This is a genomic window from Amycolatopsis keratiniphila (genome assembly GCF_000400635.2).
GTDB lineage: Bacteria > Actinomycetota > Actinomycetes > Mycobacteriales > Pseudonocardiaceae > Amycolatopsis > Amycolatopsis keratiniphila.
This window is the reverse complement of record NC_021252.1, coordinates 1,533,008-1,550,458: the sequence shown is the minus strand read 5'-3', so window position 1 is coordinate 1,550,458 and position 17,451 is coordinate 1,533,008. Positions and strand designations below refer to the sequence as shown.

Here is a 17,451-nt window from a genome sequence, read left to right as displayed (position 1 = left end):
CGTCGCGAAAGTGGCTTTCGCGACACGGGCGCCGTCGGCGAGGTGGCCGGCGCGGGTGAGTGACCGGGGTGAAAGCTCCCTTCACCGCATTAGACGCGGCGAAGGGAGCCTTCGGCCCACCACCGACCCGGCACACCTCACGGCGTCACGGGCTCAGCGACCGCTTTCGAACTCCGCTTCGAATTCGTCGATCTCGTCTTGGTCCAGTTCGAGAAGAGCGACGTCGGACGTCGCGTGTTCACTCGCGGCGGGAGCGCTCGCCGCCCGTTCCACGACCGCCGCGATCGCCGCGGGGGTCCGCTGTTCGAACACCTCACGCGCCCCGAAGGCTATTCCCGCCCGGTGGGCACGCGCCGCCAGTTGCATCGAAAGGATCGAATCGCCACCCAGTTCGAAGAAACTGTCGTCCGCGCCCGCCCGCTCCAGTCCGAGCACCTCGGCGAAGAGCGAACACAGCAGCCGCTCGGCCTCCGTGACCGGCTCCCGTCCGGTGACGCGTCCGTTGAAATCGGGATCCGGCAACGCGTCCCGGTCCACTTTCCCGTTCGCCGTCAACGGCAGCGTCTCCAGCACCACCACCGCCGCCGGCACCATGTACCGCGGCAACCGGGCGGCCACGCCCGCGAGGACCGCGGCTTCGTCCACTTCGGACTCCCCGGCGGCGGTCACGTAACCGATCAGCCGTTTGCCGGAGGCGCCGTCCTTGGCCAGCACCACGGCCTGTCCCACCGGCTCCTGTGCCACCAGTGCCGCTTCGATCTCGCCGGGCTCGATCCGGTAACCCCGCACCTTCACCTGGTCGTCGACGCGACCGATGAACATCAGTTCCCCGTCCGGGTTCCACCGCACCAGGTCCCCGGTCCGGTACATCAGCCCGCCGTCCCCGGACGGGTCGGCCACGAACCGCGTCGCGGTCAGCCCCGGCCGCCCGAGATAGCCGCGTGCCACACCCGCGCCCGCCACGTACAGTTCGCCCACCGCGCCCGGCGGCACCGGCCGCAGCCACGAATCCAGCACGAACGCCCGCGCGTTCGTCATGGGAGTGCCGATCGGCACCACCTCGCCGGACGGCGCCGGCTGCCCGGGTTCGAGCCGGAATTCGACGCAGCCGACGGTGGCCTCGGTCGGGCCGTATTCGTTGACCACGACGGTGTTCGGGTAGGTCCGGCGCCAGTGGGCGATCGTGTCGACGGGCAACTGCTCGCCACCGAGCAGAAGGTCGCCCGCGACCGCGATCTCCCGTGAACCGGTGTCCAGCGTCTTCACATGGCTCGGCGTGGCCTTGAGGAACAGCGCCGGGGCGCTTTCCACCGTGCCGATCAGGTCTTCCAGCGCACCGACCTGAACCGTTCCGCCCACGGTCAGCGGAGTGAGCAGCGCGGTCACCGTCAGATCGAAAGCGATCGACGAATGCATCAGCGATCGTCCCCGCAGCCCCGGGTACTTCCGTCCACAGTGGAACAGGTAGTTCGCCAGGTTCCGGTGGGTGACGACGACGGCCTTGGGCCTGCCGGTGGAGCCCGAGGTGTAGATGAGGTACGCCGGATGACGCGGATCCAGCGGCCGGACGCGGTCCGCGTCGGTGACCGGAGCGCGATCCCGGGCAGCCAGCTCGCCAACGGCCACGGGATCGTCGATCACCACCGTCGCCTGCCTGCCCGCCACCACCTCACCGGCGGGCGACGCCGACAGCGCCGCGGAGGTGATCACCAGCGACGGCCGGGCGTCGTCGAGCATGTACGACACGCGCTCGGCCGGATAGACCGGATCGATCGGCAGCCAGGCAGCACCGGTCTTGGTGATCGCCAGCACCGTGACGACCAGTTCCAGCGACCGGGGCAGCAGCACCGCGACCAGGCCTTCGGGCCCGGCGCCCCGTTCGATGAGCCAGCGCGCCAGCTGATTGGCACGGGCGTCGAGTTCGGCGTAGGACAGCGACAGGTCCTCGAAGACCACCGCGGTCGCGTCCGGGGTGGCGGCGGCCTGCGCGGCGAACGACTCCGGGAGCGTCCGGTCCGGCACCTCCACCGCGGTGTCGTTGCGCGCCAGCAGGTCCCGCTGTTCGGCGGCGGACAGGATCGGCACCGCCGGGAGCGGCGTCCGCGGCTCGGCGACCACGGCTTCGAGCACCCGCGTGAAGCGGTCCAGCACGGCGGCGGCCTGCTCCGTGGTGAACAGCGTGGGCTGGTGCTCCAGCCGCAGGCGCAGGACGTCGCCGGGGACGACCGCCAGCGCCAGCGGGTAGTGGGTGGCGTCGGCGGCGGTCATTCCCCGCACCCGCAACCGATCCGGCTCCGTGTCGGCGGTCTCGTCGGGCCTGGGGTAGTTCTCGTAGACGACGAGGGTGTCGAACAACCGGCCCAGCCCGGCGGCCTGCTGGATGTCGGCGAGCCCGACGTGGTGATGGGCCAGCAACGCGATCTGCTCGTCCTGGATCTGCCGCACCAGCTCGGCGAAGGTCTGCTCCGGCCGCGTCCGGACCCGGACCGGCACGGTGTTGATGAACAGGCCGACCATGGTCTCGATCCCGGGCAGCTCGGCCGGTCGCCCGGACACCACCGCCCCGAACACCACGTCGTCGCGTCCGGTGGTCGCCGCCAGCACCAGGCCCCACACCGCTTGCAGCATCGTGCTGACCGTGACCCCGCATTCGCGGGCCCGCGCGGTCAGGGCGGCGGCGAACGTCTCGTCCAGTTCGGCCCACATCTGGCCGGGCACCTGGACCGGCACCGGCCGGTCGTCCGCGACCAGGGTCGGTTCCGGCAGGCCCGCCAGCGCCTCGCGCCACGCGGTGATCGACGCGTCCCGATCGGTTTCGCCGACCCAGGCCAGGTAATCCCGGTACGGGGTGACCGGCGCCAGCGCGGACGGGGCCGCGCCGTCGCGGTAGAGCGTGAGCAGTTCGTCCACCAGCAGCGGCGTCGACCAGCCGTCGAGCAGGATGTGATGGTTGGTCAGCACCAGGCGGTGGCTGTCCCGGCTCAGGGCCACCACCGTGATCCGCAGCAGCGGAGGCTTGGCCAGCTCGAACGGCCGAGCCCGCTCGGCCTCGGCCACCGCCGTCGCCTCGGCCTCCGGATCCGCCGACCCCGTCGCGTCCACAAAGGACACCGGCACCTCCACGGCGCCCGGGATCACCTGATAGGCGGGCCCGGCGGCGGCGTGCCGGAATCCGGCGCGCAGGTTCGGGTGCCGGTCCAGCAGCCCGCGCACCGATTTCCGCAGCAGCAGCATGTCCAGCGGACCGCTCAGGTCCAGCACCGCCTGGGCGGTGTAGACGTCGACCCCGTCACCGCCGTACCCGGCGTGGAACGCGAGCCCGTGCTGCAACGGCGAAAGCGGGAGCACGTCGGCCACTCCGCCGGCGTCCGCGTATTCGGCTTCGAGGGCTTCGATCTCGGCCTGGTCCAAGGTGACGAGCTCGAAGTCGGACGCGGTGTGCCCGCCCGCGGCGGGATCGTCCGCCTGCCGGGCCAGCCCGGCCAGCATGTCGAGCCAGTCCTGGGCCAGTCGTTCGACCTCGGCTTCGTCCAGCAGGTCTTCCTGCCATTCCAGCAGGAGCGTCAGTTCGGGACCGTCCGGCGAATCCTGGACGATCGCGTTGACTTCGAGCGCGTGCGGCAGACCCATTCCGGGTTCCTGCGCACTGCCGAGGTCGCCGACCGGCTGCCAGGCCCGCACGTCGCCCTTCTCGGCGGTGGCGAACCTGCCGAGGTAGTTGAACCCGATCTCCGGCGACGGCAGTGCCGCCAGTACCGGCCCCGTCACGTCGTTGAGATAGCGCAACATGCCGTATCCGAGGCCGTCGCCGGGCACCGCCCGCGACTGCTCCTTGACCAGCTTCAGCAACCGACCGGCCGCCGGGCCACCGGCGAGCACGTCCGCCAGATCGGTGTCCGCCACGGCCAGCCGTACCGGATGCGCGCTGGTGAACCAGCCCACCGTCCGGGACAGATCGGTGCCCGCGGCCGGATGACGGCCGTGGCCTTCCACGTCCACCAGCACCGCGTCGCCACCGCGCCGCCGGGCCACCGCTCCGGCCAGCCCCGCGAGCAGGACGTCGTTCACCCCGCAGTGGAAGACCAGCGGAGCCCGGCCGACCAAGGCCCGTGTCTCCGCCTTCGGCACCACCCACGACCGCGAGCGCACTTCGCCCCCCGCGGCCCGGCTCTCGGACGGCCCGCGCTCCACCGGTCCGAGGATCGCTTTCCACGCCTCCAGTTCCGCGACCCGTTCCGCGGAGACCGCCTGCTCCTTCAGCAGGCTCGCCCACCGTTTGAACGACAGGCCCACCGGTTCCAGCGCCGGGGTCCGCCCCTCGGCCGCCGCTTCGCAGGCGGACCGCAGATCCGACAGCAGGATCCGCCAGGACACACCGTCGACCGACAGGTGATGGACGACCACCACCAACCGGCCGGCCCGGTCCGGTCCGGCGTCGAGCCACACGACCCGCGCCATCACCCCCGCCGCCGGGTCGAGCCTGCCGACGGCCTCGCGTGCCGCGTCCTCGACGGCCTCGTCCGGCGAACGGCCGTCGAGCCCGACGCGGGTGATCCACCCGGCCGGGTCCACCGCCCCGCGCTCGCCGACCACCAGCCGCCGTCCGCGCCCGTCTTCGACGACGCGGGCCCGCAGCATGTCGTGCGTCGCCACCACGGCCGAGAATCCCGCCGCCAAAGCCTTTTCCGTCAGGCCCGGAGGTGTCGCGACCACCATCCACTGCGCGAATCCGGGTCCCGTGACGCCGTCGCCCAGCAGCGACATCACCGGCGTCCAGGCGACGTCGCCGACACCGTCGGGCTTCGGGGAAGCGGCCTGTTCCGGCGGCGAAGACACCTCCGCCAGCTGCGCGATGCGCTCCGGGGTCTTCCCGTCGAAGACGTCCGCCGCGGTGAAACTCAGTCCCGAACGCCGCGCCCGCGCCGCGAGCTGCATCGAGAGGATGGAGTCCCCGCCGAGGTCGAAGAAGCTGTCGTCCACCCCGGCCCGCTCCAGCCCGAGCACGCCGGCGAACAGCTCGCACAGCACCCGCTCGGTCTCGGTGGCGGGCTCCCTGGCGGGCGTCCCGGTGACGAAATCGGGGTCGGGCAACGCGCGCCGGTCGATCTTCCCGTGCGCCGTCAGCGGCAGGACGTCCAGCGCCACCACCGCCGCGGGCACCATGTACTGGGGCATCCGCGACGCGAGCTGCGCCCGCACCGCCTGGGTGTCGATGTCTCCCGGCGTCACGTAGGCGATCAGGCGGTCTTCGCGGACGGTCACGGTGGCCTGGGTGATCCCCGGGTACGCGGACAGCGCGAACTCGATTTCGCGCGGTTCGACCCGGAAGCCGCGGATCTTCACCTGGTCATCGGCCCGCCCGGCGGACACCAGTTCGCCCTGATCCGTCCAGTACGCCAGGTCCCCGGTCCGGTACATCCGCTCACCGGGGGCGAACGGATCGGCGACGAACCGCTCGGCCGTCAGCGCCGGACGGCCCAGGTAACCGCGCGCCACCCCGATGCCCGCCAGATACAGCTCACCGGTGATGCCGGGCGGCAACGGGCGCAGGAACGAGTCCAGCAGATAGGCGCGCACTCCCGGAACCGGTCCGCCGAACGGGATCGGGTGCTGGCCCGGCGACAACGGCATGCTCATCGTCGCGCAGATCGTGGTCTCGGTCGGCCCGTAGGCGTTGATCATCCGGTGGTTCGCGGACATCCGGTCCACCAGGCCGGGCGGGCAGAGTTCGCCCGCCGCGACCACGGTGTCCACCCGGTCCGGCAGCACGTCGACCGTGCCCAGCACCGACGGCGGCGCCTTCACCTGCGTGATGTCCCACCGTGCCAGCGTTTCGGACATCGCCATCCGCGGCGGCAGCTCCCGCTCCGGCGGCACCACCAGCGTGGCTCCCGACAGCAGCGCCATCATCACCTCGGACACGATGGTGTCGAAGCCGAGCGCCGCGAACTGCAAAACCCGCGACGACGGCTTCACGGCGAACCGTTCAATATGCGCCAGCGCCAGGTTCCCCAGCCCGGTGTGGGTGACGACGACGCCCTTCGGGGTCCCCGTCGATCCCGACGTGTAGATCACGTACGCGGCACTACGCGGATCCACCCGCGGCAGCTCTTCCTCCGTCGCCGCCGTCAGCTCGACCTCGTCGATCACCAGCGACCGGTCCGCGTACTCGGCGGGCACGGTCCCCCGGGTCGACGCCGCGCACACCACCAGCATCGGATCCGCGCTGCGGAAGATCGTTTCCTTGCGCTCGTCCGGATACGCCGGGTCCACCGGCACGAACGTGCCGCCCGCGAGCAGGACGCCCAGCATGCCGACGGTCCACCAGGACGACCGTCCCACCACCAGGCCGACCCGGGACTCCGCCCCGACGCCGTGGGCGCGCAGCACGGCGGCGAACCGCACCGAGAGATCCCACAACCGCGCGTAGGTCAGCTCGCCGTCGCCGTCCACCAGCGCCACGCCGTCCGGCCGCTCGGCGGCCATCCGCCCCACCAGCGTGTGCAGCGGTTCCCCCGCCACGAGTGGCGTTCGCCAGTCGCGTGCCTCCGCCGTGCCCACCCCGATCCGCCCCACCGGACCGGCGGGATCGGCGACCAGGGCGCCGATGGCACCGACGAACCACTCCAGCAGCGAGTCGGCGACGGCGTCCGGGACCTGGCCCTGCCAGTAGCCGAGCTGGATCTTGAACCGGTCCCCCGGGGTGATGCCGAGCGTCAGCGGATAGTGGGTCCCTTCGATCGTGCGCAGGTACTTGTACCGGCCGGCGTATTCCCGCGGGTAGTTCTCGACCACCAGCAGCGTGTCGAAGGTCGCGCCGGGTCCGGCCGCCTTCTGGATCTCCGGCAGTCCCAGGTGCTGATGCGGCATGAGGGCCAGCTGACGGCCGTACAGCCCGGTGAGCATGTCCATGACCGCCTGCCCGCCGTCCAGCGTCACACGGACCGGCATCGCGCTCATCAGCAGGCCCGGCATCGACTCGATGCCCGGCAGTTCCGCGGGGCGGGTCGCGACCATGGTGCCGAACACCACGTCGGTCCGCCGCGTGAGCCGCGACAGCACCATCGCCCAGGCGGCGTGCACCACCGTGCTCGGTGTCAGCCCGTGCTCACGGGTGAATTCCAGGAGGCCGTCGTGCAGCGCGGGCGGCAGGTGGGTGACGCGGTAGTCGTAGTCCGTCGCGGCCGACGCCGACGCGATGAGCGCGGGCTCGTCGAGGTCGGACAGCTCCGCCCGCCAGGCCTCGCGTGCCGCGTCCTTGTCCTGCCTCTCCAGCCAAGCCAGGTAGTCGAGATAGCCGGCGCCCTCCCGCCGTTCCGGCAGCCGCCCGCCGGGCTCGTAGGCCTCGAACGCCTCGTTGAGGATGACCGCCACCGACCAGCCGTCGACCAGGATGTGGTGGATGACGACCAGCAGCCGGTGCCGGTCCTCCCCGACCCGGACGAGCACCAGCCGGATCAGCGGCGCCGTGGCGAGGTCGAACCGATGCGCCTGCTCCTGCATCGCCAGGGCTTCGAAGGCGGTGTCGACGTCGTCGGCGCCGGTCAGATCCACCGTCCGCCACGGCACGGTGACATCCCCGTGGACGGCCTGCACGGTCTTGCCCGATTCGAGCCGGTGGAAGGTCAGCCGCAGCTCGTCGTGCCGCCGGACGACGGTGTCCCACGCGGCTCGCAGCCGGGTCTCGTCCACCTCGCCGGTCAGCTCCAGGATCACCTGCACCTGGTAGATGTCGGGGCCCTGGTCGTCGAGGATCGATTCGAAGAGCAGCCCCTCCTGCAGCGGGGCCAGCGGCCAGATCTCGTCGGCGCCGGGAGCGGCGAGCGCCAGCTCCGCCTCTTCCGCCTCGGTCAGGCTGAGCAGGGCACCGTCGGCGGGCCGGTCGGCGGGCAGGTCCCGCGCCACGGCGGCCAGCCGCGCGGGAGTGGTCTCCTCGAAGATCTGGACCGGCGTCAGCAGCAGACCGGCCTTGGCCGCGCGCGCCGCCAGGCGCATCGCGAGGATCGAATCCCCGCCCAGTTCGAAGAATCCGTCGTCGACACCGGCCCGGTCGATCCGGAGCACCTCGGCGAACAGTCCACAAAGGACACGCTCGGCCTCGGTGGCGGGCTCCCGGCTCGTGGCGCTCGCCGTGAACTCGGGTGCGGGCAGCGCCGCCCGGTCCACCTTGCCGTTGCCGGTCAGCGGCAACGCGTCCAGCACGAGCACGGCGACCGGGACCAGGTACTCCGGCAGCACCGCACGGAGACGCTCGCGGACGAGCGCGGGGTCGACGTCCTCACCCGCCACCACATAACCGATGAGCCGTCCGTCGATCGCCGCCACCACGGCGTCCTGGACGTCCGGCTGGGCGATGAGCGCGGCCTCGATCTCGCCGGGTTCGATCCGGAACCCGCGGACCTTCACCTGGTTGTCGGCCCGGCCCGCGAACAGCAGCTCGCCCTCGGCGGTCCACTGGGCGAGGTCGCCCGTCCAGTACATCCGCTGTCCCGGCGTGGAGGGATCCGCCACGAACCGTTCCGCCGTCAGCCCGGCCTTGCCGAAGTAGCCCTCCGCCAGGCTTCCCGAGAGATACAGGTCGCCGACCACACCCGGCCCGACGGGCCGCAGCGACTCGTCGAGCACGTGGACCGCGCGGCCCGCCAGCGGACGCCCGATCGGCAGCACCGTCCCCAGCACGTCACCCGGCTCCAGCAGATGCCACGTCGCGCACATCGTCGCTTCGGTCGGTCCGTACATATGCCGGACCCGCGCCCGGGGGCAGGCCTGCCGCACGCGCTCCACCGCGTGCACGGGCACCACGTCGCCGCCGGTCAGCACCTCGCGGAACCCGGCGAAGGATTCCGGCGATTCCTCAGCCACCGCACGGAAACTCCCCGCGGTCAGGTACGCGCGCGTCACTCCCGCGGCGGCCACTTCCCGCAGGCGCCGGGCGTCCATCACGCCCGGTTCGGCGATCACCACCCGGGCCCCCGAGGACAGCGGCGTCCAGATTTCGAGCAGGGACGCGTCGAAGGCGTGCGGCGAGTGCATGAGCACCGCGTCGTCCGGCCCCATCTCCCAACCGGGGTCCTGCACCAGCTCCGCGACACGGCTCTGGGAGATAACCACTCCCTTCGGCGTGCCCGTAGAGCCGGACGTGTACATCACGAACGCCGGATCCCCCGGGCGCGCCGCGGCGACCGGAGTGCCGCCCGCGTCCTCGTCCGTGACGGCGTCCGCTTCGAGCGACGCCACCCCCGCCGGTACGGCGGAACGGGTGGCGGCCGAGCACACCGTCAGCGCGGCCGCCGAGTCCGACACCATGAATTCCACGCGCGGAGCGGGATAGGCGGCGTCGACCGGCACATACGCCGCCCCCGCCTTCCACACGCCGAGCAGCGCCGCCACCAGGTCCGCCGACCGGCCCATGATCACCGCGACCCGGTCGCCACGGCGGATTCCCCGGCCTGCCAGGCATCCGGCCAACCGGCTCGCTTGCTCGTCGAGCTGCCGGTATGTCAGCACCCGGTCACCGTCGACCACGGCCACCGCGCCGGGCGTCCGGTCCACGTGCGACGCGAACAGCTCCAGCACCGTCCGTGTGGTCCGCGCTGCGGAATTCATCGTCATCCTCCGAAGCCGATGGGTTGGATCGCCGGCTGAGGCTCGGGCTCGTCAAGCTCGGCTTCCTCGACTTCCGGCTTGGCCGCGTCGTTCGCCGGGTCGGCGAACTGCGTGTAGTACAGCTCCGCGTACAGGCCGCCTTGGGCCAGCAGCTCGTCGTGCGTCCCGCGCTCCCGCACCCCGCCACCGTCGATCACGAGGATCTGGTCGGCCTCGCGGATCGTGGACAACCGGTGGGCGATCACCAGCGACGTCCGGTTCCGCAGGGCGGTCTTGAGCGCCCGCTGGACGGCCGCCTCCGACTCGGAGTCCAGGTGCGCGGTGGCTTCGTCGAGTACGACGATCGTCGGCGCCTTCAGCAGCAGCCTGGCGATGGCCAGTCGTTGCTTCTCCCCGCCCGACATGCGGTAGCCGCGGTCACCCGAGACGGTGTCCAACCCGAGGGGCAGGGATTCGATCAGATCCCAGATCTGGGCCCCCTTGCAGGCCTCGATCAGCTCTTCCTCGGTGGCGGTCGGACGAGCGTAGAGAAGGTTCTCCCGGATCGTGTTGTGGAAGAGATAGGCGTCCTGGCTGACCACACCCACCGTTTCGCGCAGCGATGCGAAGCTGAGGTCCCGCAGGTCGTGCCCGCCGACGCGCACGGTCCCGGCGTTCGGGTCGTACAGCCGGGACACCAGGTGGGTGATGGTGCTCTTCCCCGCCCCCGACGGGCCGACGAGCGCGGTGAGGGTGCCGGCCCCCACGTGGAAACTCACGTCGCGCAAGACGTCCGGCGACACTTCCCCGCGCTCCCGCTCGGTCCGCAGATGCTCCAGCGACGCCAGCGAGACCTCGTCCGCGGTGGGATAGCGGAACTTCACGTTCTCGAACTCGATGTCCGGCGCCACGTCCTTCTCCAGCGCGACCGCGCCGGGGCGTTCCTGGATGAGCGGCTTGAGGTCGAGCAGCTCGAAGACCCGGGAAAAACTCACCACGACGGTCTGCGCCAGCTCCTGCATCCCGGACAGCTGGGTGATCGGCCCGAACATCCGCCCGAGCAGCGTGGCGATGGCGACCAGCGTGCCGAGCTGGAACGCCCCCGCGAGCACGAGCCCGCCACCGATCCCGTAGACGAGCGCCGTGGCCAGCGAGGCCATCAGCGCCATCATGACGAACGCCATCCGGCCCCAGACGGCAAGGCTCACACCGACTTCGCGGATCTTCCCGGCACGTTCGGTGTACTCGGCCATCTCCTCGTCCGGCCGGCCGAAGAGTTTGGAGAGCATCGCCCCCTGCACGTTGAACCGCTCCTGGAGCAGCCCGCCGAGACCGGCGTTCTCGTCCATCTGCCGGATGCTGCGCCGCTGGATCGCCCGCCCGACCCGGATCCAGGGCACGAGGAAGATCGGGATGATCAGCAGCGAGATCGCGGCGACGAGCCACGAAAGATAGAACAGCTCGGCCAGCACCACCACGACCATGACCAGGCTGGTGGCCGCCATGAGCAGACCGGTGAAATGCTGCTGCGCCATGATCAGTTCCGTGTGCAGCCGTCCGACCAGCACCCCGGTCTGCGTGCGGGTGAAGAACGCGATCGGCAGCCGCCGGACATGGTCGAGCGCCTGGACCCGGAGGTCGTAGGTGATCCCCTCCCCGATCTTCCCGGAGATGTAGCCCGACAGCAGCGCCAGCGCCGCGCCCAGGAAGGCGAGCCCGGCGGTGAGGACGGCCATCCAGATCACGACCCCGAGGTCGTTCTTGACGATGCCGTTGTCGATGAGTTCCTTCAGCAGCAACGGAGTCGCGACGACGATCAGCGCCTCCAGGACGGCGACGAGCACGAAGAGCGCCACCTTGCCGACGTGCGGGCGGAAGTAGGCGAGCACCCGGCGCACGGTCCCCTTGCGGACCTTCGTCACCCAGGGATCCGGATCGTGCTCACTCTTGTCCACCCCCTCGAAGCGCAGAACCACGTCCATACGGTCACCTCTCTCACGAGCCAAGTCGGCGATCTCAATCGTGCTGAATCGAGTCGATGTCCACGAGTGAGTCCAAGCGAGCACTTTCCGCGCTTGGACACGTTCGCGCGGGGTCGGAGCGCGAGTGTTCCGTGGCGGGTCAGCCTGCTTTGGCGCCGCGCGGGCCGGGGATCCGGCCATGGCCGGCCACCCCGCGCCGCAGCAGATCCGTCACCTCGTCCAGATCGCCGGACCGCAACGCCGAGGCCGCCGCCGCGAGGTCGCCCGCGATCCGGTCGAGCACCCCGGCGACCGGCTGGGCGTTCCCGGCGAGAATCCTTCGCCACAGCAAGGGATCCCCGGCCGCGATCCGCGTCACATCGCGGAGTCCCTGCCCCGACAGGCCCAGCGCGACGTCGTCGCCGCCCGCGAGACTCGCCGCCATCGCCGACGCCACCACATGCGGAGCGTGCGACACCAGCGCCACCGCCGCATCGTGCTCGGCCGCCTCCACCGTGACCGCCCTCGCTCCGCACGACGAAACCAGTTCCCGCGTCAGCCGGACGGCATCCGCGGCCGTCTCGGCGCCGGGGCAGATCGCCCACGGACGGCCGAGGAACAGATCGGAGCGGGCGGCGGACGGGCCGGACCGTTCCCGGCCGGCGAGCGGATGGCCCGGCACATAGGAACTCAGGTCGCAGCCCAGCCGTTCCGCGTCGGCGATCGGGTCGACCTTGACGCTCGCCACATCGGTGTACACCCGCGCGGCTCCTCGCCGCTGCAGGTCCGCCAGTCGCTCACCCACGAGATGCGGCGGGACGGCGATCAGCGCCAGGTCGGCTTCCTCACCGGTCCATTCCCGGCCGGCGCCGAGGTCCCCCGCCAGCCGGACGGCCCGAGCGTCTACATCGGACAGATACACCGCCACGCCCCGTTCGCGAAGGGCCAGCGCGACGGAGGTGCCGATCAGTCCCGTACCGACGACAAGCGCCTTCTCGATGGTCACCGTCACTTCTTATGCCGCCCACCTGGCGATGTCGAGCCGGCGACCTTGGCACCGCGATCCGGTGTCCAAGGCGGAGTTGGACACCGGGCACACGAAAGGGACCTTCACCGTGCACCGCACGGGAAGGTCCCCTTCGCGCCGAGCTGTCGCGTTACGCGATCGCTCCCGTGGCGAGATCGGTCGCGCGGTTCTCCAGGTGATCCGCGAACCCCGCCCAGACCCGGGCGTGGTCCCTGGCGAATCCGGCGACCACGCCGTACAGATGCGGCGGGACGCCGCGCAGGATCCGCTCCCACTCCTGCCCGTCGATGGAGTGCATGGTGAGCATGCGCAACAGGATCCGGCCCACCTCACTCAACCGCAGGGTGGGATCCGCCTTGAGTTTCTCCAGTACGGCGAGCCGCTCCCGGTCCAGCGCGTGACCGAGATCGGGCTCGGTCAGGTTCAGCGGATGCTGTTTGGTCCGCGACCTCCTGCTGCCGTCCGGGGTCGGGTTCTCCCCGCGCTCCAGCCGCCCCCGCACGTCCCGGACCGTCTCCGGCGAGATGCCGACCTGCTTGGCGACCTGCCGGAGCGAGAGCCCCGGATCGTTGCGGATGAGGTCGGCGGCGAGTCGCCGCCGCTCTGAACTGTCGACGGGCCGGATCCGCCCGTCTCGCCCGATCCTGGCCTCGCTTCCGTTCTCTCCACCGCGTTTGCGCAGGTCCGCCACCGTCCCGGCGGAAATACCCGTCGCCGACGCCACGCGCCGATCGGACCACTGCGGATGCGTTCCGATGATCTGGACGGCCGCTCGTTTGCGATCGGCCAGCGAAAGCGGCAGACCGTGCCGGATGTTCGCCGCCACGGCCAGGACGAAGGCATCGGATTCGGTGCCGTCGATGAACCGTGCCTGGATTTTCGTGTCACCCCTTAACCGCGCCGCCTTCAGCCGGTGCTGGCCATCGACCACCCGCATCGTCGGCCGGTGCACGAGAATGGGCGGAAGCTCCCATTCCGTCGACAGCAACATCTCGACATGGTCCGGATCCTCGCCCGAAGTTCGTGGCGAGCACACGGACGACAGCCGCGACAGCTCGACTTCGACTACCGGGAGAGCGGACAGGTCTACTCTCGTCGGATCCACCTAGCCCCCACTGAATCTCTTATGCGTCAACTTCGTGACATGGCTTTGGAACCCACCGTCCAACTGCTTGGTTTCGGTGGTTGGACACCACGATCCCGTCCGGGCGTATCTCGGCCGCGCGGCGGGCGTCCTCGACGGTGAGGACTATTCGAACGCCACCACGGTTTTCGGAAGACCGATGGCGGCGCGTATTCCCCGGAACCACCGGAACGGGAAGGGTTTCCGCGCCCCGGATGAGGCTCCGATCAAGACGTACGCTCGGCGGCTCCGGTCCGGCAAGGGCTTACACCCGTTCAGCCCGAAGTAAGCCGGTACCCCACCCGCAGGGCGAGTTCTCGAAAGGTTCAGATCCTGGTTCTCGACTAGGGGGCCGATCAGTGCTGCACCGGTCGGTCCAAGACTTCCTCGCAGTCGCGAGTCACCGTCGCCCCCCCTCGATCCCCAGTGCGTGCGCGCTCTGACGATCCCCAGCGAGCCGCACACCTTTGCAGCATGGCACGATCAACCGTTGTCGGCAATTGACGAACAGCGTAATTCGCAGTGTCGAAGCGCCCCAAGATCACTATTCGCAGCTTCCACTCAGGGTATTGACTCGCTCACCCGGGATCAGTACGGCACGCCCGCATACGCTGCTCACAGGGGTAACGGGCTAGGCTGTTCGCGGACTCTTCTTAACCCGTTCGCCTGTTTCGCCTTCTCGGCCGGATGACCATGACATCCGATCACCGGATCCCGCCCTTCGACACTTATTCACACGAACGGTCGAGCCGGGGCCCCTTTGTTCGGTTCGCTACCGGATGCTTCTCATCGGTACGCGCACGCCGAGAGCAAAGCGGGGGATGCGAAAGTGAACTCCGACCCCGAACGGGTTCGCCTTCTTTTCATCCGGAGGCAAGCTCACCCCGATCGAGCGGAGGAGCAGTGACAGCGATGCCGCGGGCACCACTCGGGGCACCCGCGGCATCAGTGTGGCCGACCGGCTTTCCTACTCGATGGGAAAATCGAAATAGGTGTCCGGGTAAGGCTCGTCCTTCAGGTTGTAGTGCCACCACTCGCACTCGTAGGAGCTGAAGCCGGAACCTTCCATGATCGCGCACAGGTGCGCGCGGTTCTTCGCGGCCTCTTCCGGCACCCCGTCGGCACCGTGGTGCGAGACGACGTCCATCAGGTCGTGGTCACCGCCCATGTCGGCGAGCTCACCGGTGTCCAGGCGGTAGAGCGTCAGGTCCACCGTGCTGCCCCGGCTGTGCCCGGACTTGGTGGCCACGTAGCCCTGTTCGAACATCTGGGGCCGCTCGATGTTCGGGTAGTGCCTGGCCTTCTTCCGGCCGTCTTCGGGCTCTTCCGCCCAGCGCATGAAGCGGTCCACCGCGCGCTGCGGGCGGTACACGTCCCAAAGAAGCAGCCCGAAGCCGAGTTCCGCGGCCTTGTCCCGCGCCTTTTCCAGCGCCGCGCAGAACGCACGTGTGCCGACGACGCGGTTCACCAGGTAGCCGTCCACCGGCTTGCCGGTGAAGTTGTCCCACGTGGCGTACTTGGCGTCCCAGCGGATTCCGGAGACGACCTCGTCGACGAAGACGAAATCATCCCTCATTCGTCACGCCCGCCAGCGTCAGCTTCACCAGGCGGTCGATCACGTCGCCGAGCGAGAGGCCGGCGGCGTTCATCATCCGCGGGTAACGGCTGTACGAGGTCAGGCCGGGCAGGGTGTTGACCTCGTTGAGCACGACACTGCCGTCCTCCTTGAGGAACAGGTCCACGCGCGCGAGCCCGCTGCAGCCCAGCGCACGGTAGATGACCTTGGCCGTCTCCTGGACCAGGTCACGCGAGGCGTCCGGGATGTCGGCGGGGACGATGAAGCTCGAGTTCTCGGAACCGGTCTCGGGGCTCTTCTCCTGGTGGATCTTGAAGAAGCCGTGGGTCAGCGCGACCCGGTCGACCTCACCCGCGAACAGGTCCTCGCCGTCGCCGAGGATCGAGCAGCCGATCTCACTGCCGATAACGGCCTCTTCGATCAGGATCTTCGCGTCGTACTGGCGCGCCTCCGCCAGCGCGGCGGGCAGCTCTTCCTTCGAGGAGACCTTGCTGACGCCGAACGACGAGCCGGAGCGGGCGGGCTTCACGAAGACCGGGTAGTTCAGCGCGTCCGGGTCGACGTCGTTGTCCGGCGTGACGATGTGGAAGGTCGGCGTCGCGATCCCCGCGCCGCGGACGACCGAATAGGTGAGCGACTTGTCGATGCACATGACCGAGCTCGGGAGGTCGCAGCCGACGTAGGGGATGCCGGAGATCTCCAGCAGGCCCTGCATCGCGCCGTCTTCGCCGAACTTGCCGTGCAGCACCGGCAGCACCACGTCGAGGGCGATCGTCTCGTACTTGCCCTCGTCCAGGACGAGCAGGCCGTGCACACCGCGGTCCGGCGACAGGACGGCCGGGCGGACGTCGCCGTTCTCCCAGTCCTCGGCGGGGCCGTCGCACAGCATCCAGGAACCGCTCTGGGTGATCCCGATGTAGTACGGCTCGTACTTCTCGAGGTCGAGGTGCTTCTGGACCTCACGCGCAGATTTGATGGAGATAGGATGTTCTTCGGAAAGCCCGCCGAACAGAATTCCGATTTTCAGCCTACCCATACTACTTCCCGCTTTCGAATTGGAGACAATTGATGATGGAGTTTTCAACAGTGTCACTCAGTGCGTGGTCCGTGTAATAGGCGGTATGCGGACTGATGAGCACGTTCGGCAGCTTTTCCAGCCGCAGCAACGTTTCGCTCTCGAGCGGCTTGTTCCGGCAGTCGGCGTAGAAGATGCCTTCCTCTCCTTCGACGACGTCCAATGCCGCTCCGCCCAGTTTGCCGTCTTCCAGTGCCGAAATGAGGGCTTCGGTTTCGATGAGCGGGCCACGTCCGGTGTTGATGATGTACGCGCCGTCCTTCATCCGCTCGATGTTCTTCCGGTCGAGAAGATGATAGGTATCGTTGTTGAGCGGCACATGGAGCGTCACGATGTCGCTCTGCTGGAGCAATTCGTCGAGCGGAACGTAATCGGCCGAGGCGGTCAGCAGCGTGTCGTAGGCCAGCACCCGGCAGCCGAAACCACGCAGCCGGTCCAGCACCGCGACCCCGATCCGCCCTGTTCCGACCACTCCGACGGTCAGATCGCGCAGCTCTTTCCCGCGCACCTCGTTCAGCCGGTAGTCGTGCACCTCGGTGCGGCGGATGATGGACTTGGCGTCGCGCACCGCCATCAGCATCAGCATCAGCGTGAAGTCGGCGACGCTGTCGGGCGAGTAGGCGACATTGCCCACGGTGATACCGACGCTCGCCGCGTATTCCACATCGATGTGGTTGAAGCCGATGCTCCTGGTGGAGATGTATTCCACGCCCGCTTCGGCGAGGGCGAGAAGAATGGAATTCGTGACCTTGGTCTTGTGACCGATACTGATGCATCGATTTCCGGAGACCAGCCCGATATTCGCCTCGGATACCGGCTCGTCCACAATGGTCGGCATTACGCCGAAACGAGGAGCCATCTCCCGGAACAAGGCGGCCTCGTCCGATCCGCAACCATAAATCGTGATTCCCCTCGCCAAGACGGCCGAGGAGGAGGCGGACGCCGGCGATCCGGTGCGGGGGGCAGCTGATCGCGCTGGTTCGCTGTAGGTCATGCCCGACATTGTAGGCAGCGCGTTGTTGCCGCTTCTTATGGGGTTTTCGATGCCCCGACAATAAGTTACCAACTGGTAGCGCCGAGTGCATGTCGTTGTCGCTCACCTGC

The 17,451-nt window shown here is 69.4% G+C and carries 7 protein-coding genes; all 7 read right to left on the bottom strand.

Annotated features, from left to right (window positions below; translation table 11 throughout):
- Nucleotides 1–153: 153 nt before the first annotated feature.
- Nucleotides 154–9,606 (bottom strand): non-ribosomal peptide synthetase, encoded by a 9,453-nt coding sequence (locus tag AORI_RS48395; RefSeq protein WP_016331871.1) that lies wholly within the window; start codon nucleotides 9,604–9,606, stop codon nucleotides 154–156.
- 2 nt (nucleotides 9,607–9,608) lie between these two features.
- A complete protein-coding gene (locus AORI_RS48390) occupies nucleotides 9,609–11,567 on the bottom strand; it encodes an ABC transporter ATP-binding protein (RefSeq protein ID WP_016331870.1) in 1,959 nt (652 codons plus the stop codon).
- A gap of 139 nt (nucleotides 11,568–11,706) precedes the next feature.
- Nucleotides 11,707–12,552: a prephenate dehydrogenase gene (locus AORI_RS48385; protein WP_043848611.1), complete on the bottom strand. Its 846-nt coding sequence runs from the start codon at nucleotides 12,550–12,552 to the stop codon at nucleotides 11,707–11,709.
- Between the two features lie 151 nt (nucleotides 12,553–12,703).
- A complete protein-coding gene (locus tag AORI_RS48380; RefSeq protein WP_081809644.1) occupies nucleotides 12,704–13,678 on the bottom strand; it encodes a ParB/RepB/Spo0J family partition protein in 975 nt (324 codons plus the stop codon).
- A gap of 985 nt (nucleotides 13,679–14,663) precedes the next feature.
- On the bottom strand, nucleotides 14,664–15,272 hold the full coding sequence (locus AORI_RS48370; RefSeq protein WP_016331866.1) for a D-Ala-D-Ala dipeptidase VanX-Ao2: 609 nt from the start codon (nucleotides 15,270–15,272) through the stop codon (nucleotides 14,664–14,666).
- Nucleotides 15,262–16,308 (bottom strand): D-alanine--(R)-lactate ligase VanA-Ao2, encoded by a 1,047-nt coding sequence (gene vanA-Ao2 / locus AORI_RS48365; RefSeq protein ID WP_016331865.1) that lies wholly within the window; start codon nucleotides 16,306–16,308, stop codon nucleotides 15,262–15,264. The genes AORI_RS48370 and vanA-Ao2 overlap by 11 nt, the downstream gene beginning before the upstream one ends.
- Nucleotide 16,309: 1 nt before the next feature.
- Complete coding sequence (locus AORI_RS48360) at nucleotides 16,310–17,341, bottom strand: D-lactate dehydrogenase VanH-Ao2 (protein WP_063856700.1); 1,032 nt, start codon at nucleotides 17,339–17,341, stop codon at nucleotides 16,310–16,312.
- Between the last annotated feature and the right edge of the window lie 110 nt (nucleotides 17,342–17,451).